14 protein-coding genes are annotated in these 9,044 nt (G+C 67.0%); 11 read left to right on the top strand and 3 right to left on the bottom strand.

The features are described 5' to 3' along the window. Positions 1-79 precede the first annotated feature (79 nt). The 8 genes from KUTG_RS25320 to KUTG_RS58950 all read left to right on the top strand — a co-directional run bounded on the left by KUTG_RS25320 (position 80) and on the right by KUTG_RS58950 (position 5,139). On the top strand, positions 80-829 hold the full coding sequence (locus KUTG_RS25320; protein ID WP_198047308.1) for a WXG100-like domain-containing protein: 750 nt from the start codon (positions 80-82) through the stop codon (positions 827-829). After that, a complete protein-coding gene (locus KUTG_RS25315) occupies positions 826-1,947 on the top strand; it encodes a TNT domain-containing protein (RefSeq protein WP_043720148.1) in 1,122 nt (373 codons plus the stop codon). Before KUTG_RS25320 ends, KUTG_RS25315 begins: the two co-directional genes overlap by 4 nt. Then, complete coding sequence (locus tag KUTG_RS25310; RefSeq protein WP_043720145.1) at positions 1,944-2,204, top strand: hypothetical protein; 261 nt, start codon at positions 1,944-1,946, stop codon at positions 2,202-2,204. The genes KUTG_RS25315 and KUTG_RS25310 overlap by 4 nt, the downstream gene beginning before the upstream one ends. A 113-nt stretch (positions 2,205-2,317) precedes the next feature. Then, positions 2,318-2,737, top strand: coding sequence for a hypothetical protein (locus KUTG_RS25305; RefSeq protein ID WP_043720144.1), 420 nt, complete (start codon positions 2,318-2,320; stop codon positions 2,735-2,737). A gap of 66 nt (positions 2,738-2,803) precedes the next feature. Further along, the gene (locus KUTG_RS25300) at positions 2,804-3,064 is read left to right on the top strand and encodes a hypothetical protein (RefSeq protein ID WP_043720140.1); all 261 of its coding nucleotides are present in this window, start codon (positions 2,804-2,806) and stop codon (positions 3,062-3,064) included. Beyond that, positions 3,061-3,330: a hypothetical protein gene (locus tag KUTG_RS25295; protein ID WP_198047307.1), complete on the top strand. Its 270-nt coding sequence runs from the start codon at positions 3,061-3,063 to the stop codon at positions 3,328-3,330. The genes KUTG_RS25300 and KUTG_RS25295 overlap by 4 nt, the downstream gene beginning before the upstream one ends. A 187-nt stretch (positions 3,331-3,517) precedes the next feature. After that, entirely contained in the window at positions 3,518-4,723 is a 1,206-nt protein-coding gene (locus KUTG_RS25290) for a WXG100 family type VII secretion target (protein WP_043720138.1), read from the top strand. Positions 4,724-4,728: 5 nt separating this feature from the next. Next, entirely contained in the window at positions 4,729-5,139 is a 411-nt protein-coding gene (locus KUTG_RS58950; protein ID WP_157494761.1) for a hypothetical protein, read from the top strand. A 414-nt stretch (positions 5,140-5,553) separates the two neighbouring features. On the opposite strand, the gene KUTG_RS25285 is transcribed toward KUTG_RS58950, so the two are convergent. Together KUTG_RS25285 and KUTG_RS25280 are read right to left on the bottom strand one after the other, a co-directional pair. Further along, positions 5,554-5,772 (bottom strand): hypothetical protein, encoded by a 219-nt coding sequence (locus KUTG_RS25285; protein WP_043720136.1) that lies wholly within the window; start codon positions 5,770-5,772, stop codon positions 5,554-5,556. Next, positions 5,760-6,326 (bottom strand): hypothetical protein, encoded by a 567-nt coding sequence (locus KUTG_RS25280; protein ID WP_043720133.1) that lies wholly within the window; start codon positions 6,324-6,326, stop codon positions 5,760-5,762. The genes KUTG_RS25285 and KUTG_RS25280 overlap by 13 nt, the downstream gene beginning before the upstream one ends. A 127-nt stretch (positions 6,327-6,453) precedes the next feature. Between KUTG_RS25280 and KUTG_RS25275 the strand changes: the two genes are divergently transcribed. The 3 genes from KUTG_RS25275 to KUTG_RS25265 are packed head-to-tail and all read left to right on the top strand — an operon-like array spanning position 6,454 to position 8,807. Further along, the gene (locus tag KUTG_RS25275) at positions 6,454-7,290 is read left to right on the top strand and encodes a helix-turn-helix domain-containing protein (protein ID WP_198047306.1); all 837 of its coding nucleotides are present in this window, start codon (positions 6,454-6,456) and stop codon (positions 7,288-7,290) included. 45 nt (positions 7,291-7,335) lie between these two features. Continuing rightward, positions 7,336-8,103 carry a type I methionyl aminopeptidase gene (gene map / locus KUTG_RS25270; RefSeq protein ID WP_043720132.1) on the top strand — a complete coding sequence of 256 codons (768 nt, stop codon included), beginning with the start codon at positions 7,336-7,338 and terminating at the stop codon, positions 8,101-8,103. Further along, complete coding sequence (locus KUTG_RS25265; protein ID WP_063753563.1) at positions 8,103-8,807, top strand: class II aldolase/adducin family protein; 705 nt, start codon at positions 8,103-8,105, stop codon at positions 8,805-8,807. The genes map and KUTG_RS25265 overlap by 1 nt, the downstream gene beginning before the upstream one ends. Here the strand turns inward: KUTG_RS25265 and KUTG_RS25260 are convergent. After that, positions 8,733-9,044, bottom strand: a 312-nt coding sequence (locus KUTG_RS25260; RefSeq protein WP_369794506.1) for a DedA family protein, incomplete at its 5' end; no start/stop codon positions are given. The genes KUTG_RS25265 and KUTG_RS25260 overlap by 75 nt on opposite strands.

The raw sequence follows: 9,044 nt of genomic DNA, 5'->3' as shown, positions 1-9,044 counted from the left end.
CGCAGCAGCAGCGCCAGGCGCCGCCCTCCCGTGACTTCGACGATGACGACGGCGGCTCCGTGCTCAACGAAGGGTCGTGGTGAGCGTGGGCGTCACCCTCCCTTCCGAGGTCACCTGGGTCCTCGACCTCATCGGCGTCGAATGGCCCAACATCGACGAGGACGAGCTCCGCTCGGCCGCCGACCAGCTCCGTGAGCTCGGCTCCGAGCTGTCCAGCAACAACGGCGACGCCAAGTCCGAGATCGAGGAGATGCTCGGCGTCAACTCCGCCGAGTCGCTGGAGATCTTCGAGGCGCTGTGGAAGAAGCTCGCCGAGGGGCATCTCCAGCAGCTCGGCGAGGGCATGGACCTGCTCGCCACCGGCCTCGACATCGCCGCCGTCGTCATCATGGCCATGAAGCTCGCGGCCATCGTGCAGCTGGTCATCCTCGCCGCCGAGATCATCGCCGACCAGGCCGCCGCCATCGAGACTCTGGGCGCGTCCGAGGCGCTGGCGGTAGCCCAGACCGAGATCACCGAGCAGATCGTCAAGCAGGCCATCGAGCAGGCCATCCAGACCGTCGAGCAGCAGCTACTGTCCGTGGTCGAGGGGCCCATCTTCGCCGCGCTGGAGAGCGCCGGCACCGAGCTCGCCACCCAGCTCGTCGGCGATGCGCTCGGCACTCACCAGGGCCTCGACATGGGCGCCGTGGCCAATGCCGGCGTCGACGGCTTCTCCCAGGGCGTCAGCGACTCCGTCGACCAGGTCGAGGGTATGGCCGACTCCGTCGTCAACGACCCCCTCGGCACCGCCGAATCCGTCGCGACGAACCAGGGCATCCCGACGTGAGCAAGGTCAATATCCACCCCGAGCACCTGCGCAAGTCCGGCGGCAAGCTCAAGGATTTCGCCGGGAAGATCGAGCAGGCCGGCAGCAAGCTCGAAGAGACCGGCCAGAACCTTCAGGCGCACGCCTCCGGCGACCGCTCCGGTGTCGGTTCCGTCGTCGCCAAGTTCACCGGCAAGGCCACCGAGATCACCGGCGTCGTGTTCAAGGAAGGCGGTCGCGTCGCCGGCTCCGCCGGTGGCCGGCTCGGCAACACCGCCGACCTGTACGAGGAAGCCGACGACCTCGGCGCCAAGGGCCTGAAGAAGGTCCACAAGAGCCGCGACGCCAAGCCCGTCGCCGGCGGCGGCGCCCGCTCCGGCTCCTCCGTCGGCTCCGGCGGTGGCAAGACCAAGAAGGCCGAGCCCGTAGCCGGTGGCGGCACGCGTTCCGGCTCCCGTGTCGGCAGCGGTGGCGGCAAGAAGGATCACGAGGTCCCCTCCCTCAGCGGAGACCTCAACGACCCGCCCAAGTCCACCCGCGACTACGACTCGCGCGGCAAGACCGTCAATACCGACGACCTGACGCATCCCGACCACAATCTGATCGACGACAACCTCATCAAGAAAGCGCAGGCAAATCCCGACCGTGTGCAGGACGCGTTGAAACCGGGGGCCGATCAGAACCATCCGGTCGTGAAGGGCATCGTGCCGAAGGACTACGATCCCACCGGTGGGCTCGGGCAGACCGAGTGGAACAAGCGGTACTGGCCGTCTGGGAAAACCGATGCGCACGGCAATCCAGAACTCATGTGGCCCGATCCGCAGAAGCATCCCCAGGGCTTCGAGAGCCCTGAATCGCGCCAACCCACCGTGTTGCAGCCCGGGCACACCATCGACCGCTTCGGTCCCGGATTCGGTCGCTTCACCTCGCCGACCGACACTCCGTTCCCGCAGCGCGGACTGCCGCCCGGCAACCTGAGCGACGGCTATCACCAGTACGAGGTCGTGAAGCCCATTCCCGTGTGGGAGGGCCCCATAGCCCCCGCCATGAAACAGGATGGCGGCGGCACCCAGTACTACATGCCGCATTCCGTCATCGACCTTGTCAACGCCGGTTATCTCCGTGAGGTCAAGCTGTGAACATCCAGGAACTGGATTCCGCCGTAGCCGCCATCGGCATTCCCGCCCGTATGGTCGCTCTCGGTGGCCACGCCCAGTACTCGTGGTCCCTCGAGCAGGCCGAGGACGGCATCTGGGAGGTGTACTGGCTGGAGCGCGGTGACAAGAACGACCTCGAGCGCTTCGCCACCGAGCATCAGGCCTGCACCTACCTGCTCGGCCGCCTGACCTACAGCCAGATCCTTGCTGGCCTCACCTGGGGCGACGCGGGTCAGTGACCCTTGGCCTTCGGGCCTGCTCATTCGAGTAGGCCCGAAGGCGTCGTTCGGACTCGGAGCACCGGTGATCACATGAGCGGCGACGTCGGTGTCGACTTGATCAAGGAGGACCGGTGACGGACCAGTACAAGCAGCGCTACTACGCCCTTGTCGGAGGCCGCCAGTTCCACACCGCGCTGACCGTCGACCCGGACGTTGTCGACCTTTATTGGTACGACGACAACCCGCCGCTTCCTGGCTTTGAGAAGGTCACACCGGCCATCGCCATCAGGCATACGCCGCTCACCGAGGTGGACAGCGTGCACCGAGTCGAATGGTTCGCGGAGTATCGGGGCGAGCCGTTCAAGGTCACGGCCGATCGCGGCGACAGCTTGCTGCTCTACTACCTCGGCGGCAACGAGCCCAAGGCTCGGGAGCTGGGCCTCGAGGTTGAGGAGCGGTTCGTCGCCACCGGTGTCATTCCGAAGTCCGAGATCGAGAACCTGCGCGAGGTCGACACCGTCATCTGGCCCGGGGCTGAGTCGCAGAGTTGAGTATCGCAGCGCCTCCCCTCGCGTGTTTGATGCTCTGGATGGTCTTCGTTGTCGAGGGGTGATTTTGTGGATCGTGAGGAACTGAAATCCGCGATCGCCGAGATTGGCATTTCCGACCGCCTGATCGCGGTGGAAGGATATGCGGAGCACGCATGGTGCGTCGTCGAGGGTGAGGGCGGCGCCTGGGAGGTGTTCTGGGGAGCGTGCGGCAGCAAGGAGGACCTGGAGACGTTCTCGTCGGAGCATCAAGCATGCTCCTATCTCCTCAGCCGCCTCACGTCCTCGGAGATTCTTGCCGGTCTCTCCCGGGGCGGCGTTGTCCGATGATCATTTCGATGGAGAGCCTCGCCGTCCATCTTGAGGCGATTGGTGTTGACGACGACGACGTTTCCATCGGCGAGACCGCCGACAGTCGGTGGTGCATCCTCCAGGGTGTAGACGGTGCTTGGTCCGTCTTCTACCGCGAGCGCGGCGACAACTTCGACGAATCCGTTTTCGCTCTCGAGTCCGACGCCTGCTACACCCTATTAGGTCGCATGACCGTGCTTCAGATCACCAGGGGTCGCTTCCAGTTCGAGGATGGGGCGGAGTAATTGAGCAACCAGGACCGTTCTATCTGGAACGTGGCGAGCGCGGTCGAACCGATCTGATCTCCAGCGTGGATCCGTTGTACTGATCACCTGGCGTAACCCGTCCGAAGTACTTCTCGCGAACCGCCTCTCACCTCTGCCGTACCCTGCCCGTTGAGTTGAGACGCTCTGACCGTCACCTGGGGGCGACGTGAGCAAGGCCAACATCCATCCAGCGCATCTCCGCAAGTCGGGAGGCAAGCTCAAGAACGTAGGCGAGTCGATCCAGCAGACCGGTGAGAAGCTCGAGCAGACCGGCCAGAACCTCGCCGCCCACGCCTCCGGCGACCGCTCCGGTGTCGGTTCCGTCGTCGCCAAGTTCACCGGCAAGGCCACCGAGATCACCGGCGCTGTCTTCAAGGAAGGCGGCCGCGTCGCCGGCTCCGCCGGCCATCGCCTCGGCGCCACCGCCGACCTCTACGAAGAAGCCGACACCACCGCCGCCCGCAACCTCAGCAAGCGCCACCCCGACGTCAAGGGCAAGGTCGACCCCCACGGCGGCGCCAAGCGCACCGGCACCCCCGTCGGCAAGGGCAAAGGCGGCACCGCCAAGAAGCTCAAACGCGTCCCCGGCGGTGGCACCCACCCCACCGCGAAGGTCGGTTCGGGTCACGGCGGCAAGGACAGGAAGGCGCCCGTCATCCCTGGCGGTGGTGGCGAGCCGGCCCGTCTCAAAGGACGGCTGCCAGATCCGGACTCCGCTGAAGTGCACCTTCCCGAACTGCTCGAACGTCACGGCGTGACACAGGAGCAGTTTGACTCTATGCGCCAGCGTATGAATGAGCCCGGTGGTACCGCGAACGTCACTCACGCGGAAGCTGCGAAGTGGCGCGCGATCCGTGAAGAAATCCCGCTTGACAGTGGTCGTCCCGTGCAGAAGGTTCTGAGTCCATCGGCGGCCGAGAACTATCTGAACAATGTTCATGTCAAAGGCGGATTTCAGGCGGACAGCGCCCAAGGGTGTTTCGCCCGAGTGTCCGACGCTCGGACCATGGTCACTCCTTCCGACTATCGTGAAGGTTTGCGCCTGGACTACGATGACCATACCTTTCCGGCTGGCCTTGACTCGGTTCATGTTCTGCGTACGCACGTCGACGAGCCCGCGGACTACGCGGTGCCCTTCGGCGGGCCAACTGAAGCCGGTCGCGCGAACATCGGTGGCACGAAGGACTGGGGTGCCCCGTTCACCGGAAACGGATTCACCGGGTCGAATGACCACCTTGTGCCTGAGTGGGAACGTACGCAGAGCCCGCTCGCCGATGGCGACCAGATTTTCCGTATCGACAGGAACGGGCATGAAGAGCCGGTGGCAACCTTTGACGACGGGCGCTGGATTCCAGTAGGGGGAGTGAAGTGAGTACAGTGATTGCCAAGCAGCACTACGAGGCCGTTCTCGGTGGGCGTGTGTACCGTGCCACTCGCACTCAAGATCCTGACGTTGTCAATCTTCGCTGGACCGGCTCTGAGTCGCCGGCAGCGGGATTCGTGCAGACGGCACCTGACGCGTACAAGATGTCCGTTCGTTTGGAAGAGCTGGAATCTCTTTCGCTGGTTGAGTGGCGATGCGAGTACCGCGGCGAACCGTTCGTGGTCAATGGCGAGGATGGTGACAGTCTGGACGTGACTTACGTTGGAGACAGTGAGACGAAGGCTCGCGAACTTGGCATGGACGTCCGCGAGCGCTTTGTTGCCACGGGTGAGATCCCGCGGTCTGAAGCCGTTAATCTGCGTGAGGTGAAGAAGCGTTACTGGCCCAAGGGTGAGAATGTGTAGTTTGTTCGGTGCTGGTCGGGGCTAGTCGCAACTGTTGGTGGTGAGGGCGGCAGGCTTGATAAATCGCGCCGCACGGCAGCGTGCTGGCGTTGGTTAGTAACCTGTAGGCAAAACGGCATGCTTGAGGCGAGATGCGTTGCGAAGGTGTGGAGGTGCGGACTTTGGAGCGGTGGTGACGAACGGCCCGGGCGTCGTCGCTCTTGTCTGGCGTGGCTAGGTGTGCCTGTGGTGGCTCGCATTTAGGAGCTTACGCCGCAGATCTGCGTGCGCCGGGATTCAATCGTGGGGCTTGTGTCAAAGGATGTGGCGCTCGACCTTTGAAAGGTGGATCTGGTCTACCGTGTGACCGATCTTCTTGCTCTTCTTGTTTTTGGTTTGTGGCTTAATTGATGGGGCGGTTTTGATCGAGAATAGTCAGAGCCGGTGGGTCACCAGGTGGTGGCGGGCGGTGTGGACGGAGCGCTGGCCGGCTTCGTAGGCGAGGCGGACGCGGAGGTCGGTGACGGTGAGGGCGGCGCCGTGGTGGGCGCCGGCGTGCTGGGGTTTGGGGCCGAAGAGGTGGGGGCGGAGGAAGAGGGCGGCCAGCACGAGGAGGGCGGAGCCGAAAGCGCTGGAGAGGGTTAGCGCGAGCATGGCTGGAGGAGGTCGACGGCGGCGCGGAGGGCGGCCTGGACGGAGAGGGAGTCGCCGGGCTGCCAGTCGGTGGTGACGGGGGAAACCCACCACGTGAGGGCTCCGCCGGGAACGGGGGTGGGAGGCAGGGGGACGTATTCGCCGTGGGTGCTGAGCTCGGCGAAGGGGAGGTCGGTGGCGAGGGGGATGCCGGGGCGCACGAGGAAGCGGATGCGGTCGGGGGACAGCGACGCGGGGGCGATGCGGCGGCGGAAGGGGCCGGTGCGGGTGGCGGCGACGCCGAGGGCCAACGGCACGGAGATGACGTCGAAGGTGGTGCCGGTGGGGGCGAGGACGGAGTAGGGCGCGATCTTCCAGAGGGAGTGGACGCGCCGGACGTCGCGGGTGGGGCGGGGGAAGACGGGCTCGAATTCGCCGGCGGGGCGGTCGGTGTGGCCGCGGGTGTACTCGGCGCCGGTCCACACGGAGCCGGGGACGAGGGGCCAGTCGGCGAGGTGCGCGTAGTCGCAGGCCGCCTGTTGGAGGCGGCCGCGGAGGGTGGGAGTCGTGGGCATGGGATCAATCTAGCGGGCAGGGTTCTTGGTAAGCTATCAGGAACATGTCCCTCGATCGGGTGGGGTTGGGTATGGGGGCCGTGGCGGCGGGCAGGATGGGTGGCCGCGGATGAGGAGGGGTGTGCCGATGGGGTCTGCCGCAGTGGCGGCGTACCGCGAGCTGCTGGGGGCGGTGCTGCGCAGCTGCCGTGAGAAGGCCGGCCTGTCGCCGACCCAGGCCACGAAGCAGTTGAACTGGTACAGCAGCGTGAAGATCGCCCGGCTCGAAGCGGGCGCCATCAAGGTCCCGGAGGACGAGCTGGAGCGGATGCTCGACCTGTACGAGGTGCCGGCGGGTGAGGCGGAGAAGATCCGGTTCTTCGGGGAGAAGGCCCGCGAGCGGCCGTCCCGGGTGACGGCGAGCGAGAGCACGTTCCGGGCCTACGTGGCCGAGGCGTCGGAGATCAAGACCTACACGGACCAGCTGCTGCCGGACCTGACGCAGACGGTGGACTACGCCAACGCGCTGCTGTCGACGTCGCTGCGCACGGCACCGTCGGACGTGGGCCGCGAAGCCCGCGAGCGGGTGGAGGCGCAACGGCCGCTGACCGCGGCGGGTGGGCCGGACCTGCACATCGTCACGGGTGAGCCGGCGCTGCTGAGGCCGGTCGGCGGCCGCCTGGTGCTGCGCATGCAGCTGGAGTACCTGCGCGGCCTGATCGAGCGGTCGAACGTGACGTTCCGCGTGATCCCCGTCGACCACGGCGAGCATGCGGGCCTGGGCATGGCGTTCACGCTGCTCACGATGGCGGTGCCGGCGTTCACGACGATCTACACGGAGAGCCTGACCTCGATCTCGTACGCGGACTCGAGGGACGAGGTGGACGCCTACCAGCTGGCGTTTCGCCGGCTGACCGAGGCAGCGCTGCCGGCGGAGGACTCGGCGAAGCTGCTCGACCGCCGCATCGACGAGCTCGTCCAGTGACCAGGTCTGGACGTACACAGTGACGTCGACCATAGAGTTGTCGGTGTGATCGAGCTGAAGACAGCGGCCGAGATAACGGCCATGCGCGCGGCCGGGTCGGTGGTGGCCGCGGGGCTCGCGGCCGTGCGGGAACGCGCCGCGGTCGGGGTCGGCCTCAAAGAGCTGGACGCCGTGGCGGCGGAGGTCCTGGCCACCATGGGCGCGCGCTCCTCCTTCCTCAACTACCACCCGCGCTTCGCGCCGACGCCTTATCCGGCGGTGCTGTGCACGAGCGTCAATGATGCTGTGGTGCACGGCGTTCCGAACGACTACCGGTTACTCGACGGCGACGTCCTCAGCATCGACTTCGGCGCCGAGGTCGACGGCTGGCACGGCGACGCGGCCATCACGTTCCTGGTGGGCGAGCAGGACCCGGAGGACGTGGCGCTGATCGAGGCCACGGAGCGTGCCCTGCGGGCGGCGATCGAGGTCTGCCGCCCGGGCTACACGCTGGGCGACATCGGCCACGCGATCGGCCCCATCGCCCGCAACGCCGGCTACGGCATCCTCGCCGACCACGGTGGCCACGGCGTCGGCCACGCCATGCACGAGCTGCCGCACGTCCCGAACGAGGGTGAGCCGGGCAAGGGCATGAAGCTGCACCCGGGCCTGGTGATCGCGATCGAGCCGATGTTCACGCTGGGCGGCCAGGACACGTACTGGACGGGCCACGACGGCTGGACGCTGCTCACCGAGGACGGCAGCCGGGCGGCGCACTTCGAGCACACGATCGCCATCACCGAGGGTGACCCGATCGTGCTGACGGCCCCGTGATGCTGCTCGCGGACGCACGGCGGGAAGTCGTCGAGACGTGCCGGCGCGCGGTCGAGGACCGGCTGGTCATCGGCACGGCCGGCAACGTCAGCGTCCGCGTGGGCGACCTCGTCGCCGTCACCCCGAGCGGCCTGGACTACGGCGAGCTGACGCCGGAGCTGGTCGGCGTGCACAACCTGGACGGCACGGCCGTCGAGGCGCCGCTCAAGGCGACCAGTGAGCTGCCGATGCACCTCGCGGTGTACGCCGCGACGGACGCCAAGGCGGTCGTGCACACCCATTCCGTCGCGGCCGCCGCGTTGTCGGTGGTCGTCGATGAGGTGCCGCCCGTGCACTACTACCTCGCGCTGCTCGGCGGCCGGGTGCTGGTGGCGCCGTACGAACCGTTCGGGTCGGCCGAGCTGGCCAAGGCCCTGATCGACGCCCTCGGCGACCGGCACGCCTGCCTGCTCGGCAACCACGGCGCCGTGACCACGGGCGATGACCTGGCCCAGGCGTATCAGCGGGCCGGCTTCCTGGAGTGGGTCTGCGAGGTGGCGCTGAAGGTGGTCGGCAGCGGGCGGCCGCCCAAGCTGCTCACCGAGCGGCAGATGGCCGAGGCCACGCAGAACTTCGTCGGCTATGGCCAGTCAGCCGGCGATGGGCTCCAGGTCGGGGTCGTCGTCGATGGTGACGGCCGGAGCCCGACGCCGCTGGGCCCGTAGGAACATGCTGGCCGGCAGGCTGAGCACGGCCGCGACACCCAGCGACACGGCCAGCGCCAGCGGGATGTCGTCGCTGGCCAGCGAACCGCCGATGTAGCCGAGCAGCGTCGCGTACAGGCACCAGAGCGTGCAGCCGATCGACGAGGCCAGCGCGAACCGGCGCAGCGGGAAGCGCAGCGAGCCGCACAGCACGGCGCCGATGGTGCCGCCGCCGGGCAGCCACCGCCCGGGATCAGG

The organism is Kutzneria sp. 744 (assembly GCF_000568255.1).
Lineage (GTDB): Bacteria > Actinomycetota > Actinomycetes > Mycobacteriales > Pseudonocardiaceae > Kutzneria.
This window is presented reverse-complemented; position numbering and strand designations above follow the sequence as displayed.

Bases quoted from the DNA above. Each gene is read 5' to 3' on its own strand.
- KUTG_RS25295 (WP_198047307.1), top strand. From the start codon at position 3,061: ATGATCATTTCGATGGAGAGCCTCGCCGTCCATCTTGAGGCGATTGGT.
- KUTG_RS25280 (WP_043720133.1), bottom strand. From the start codon at position 6,326: ATGCCCACGACTCCCACCCTCCGCGGCCGCCTCCAACAGGCGGCCTGC.
- KUTG_RS25265 (WP_063753563.1), top strand. From the start codon at position 8,103: ATGCTGCTCGCGGACGCACGGCGGGAAGTCGTCGAGACGTGCCGGCGC.
- KUTG_RS25285 (WP_043720136.1), bottom strand. From the start codon at position 5,772: ATGCTCGCGCTAACCCTCTCCAGCGCTTTCGGCTCCGCCCTCCTCGTG.
- KUTG_RS25275 (WP_198047306.1), top strand. From the start codon at position 6,454: ATGGGGTCTGCCGCAGTGGCGGCGTACCGCGAGCTGCTGGGGGCGGTG.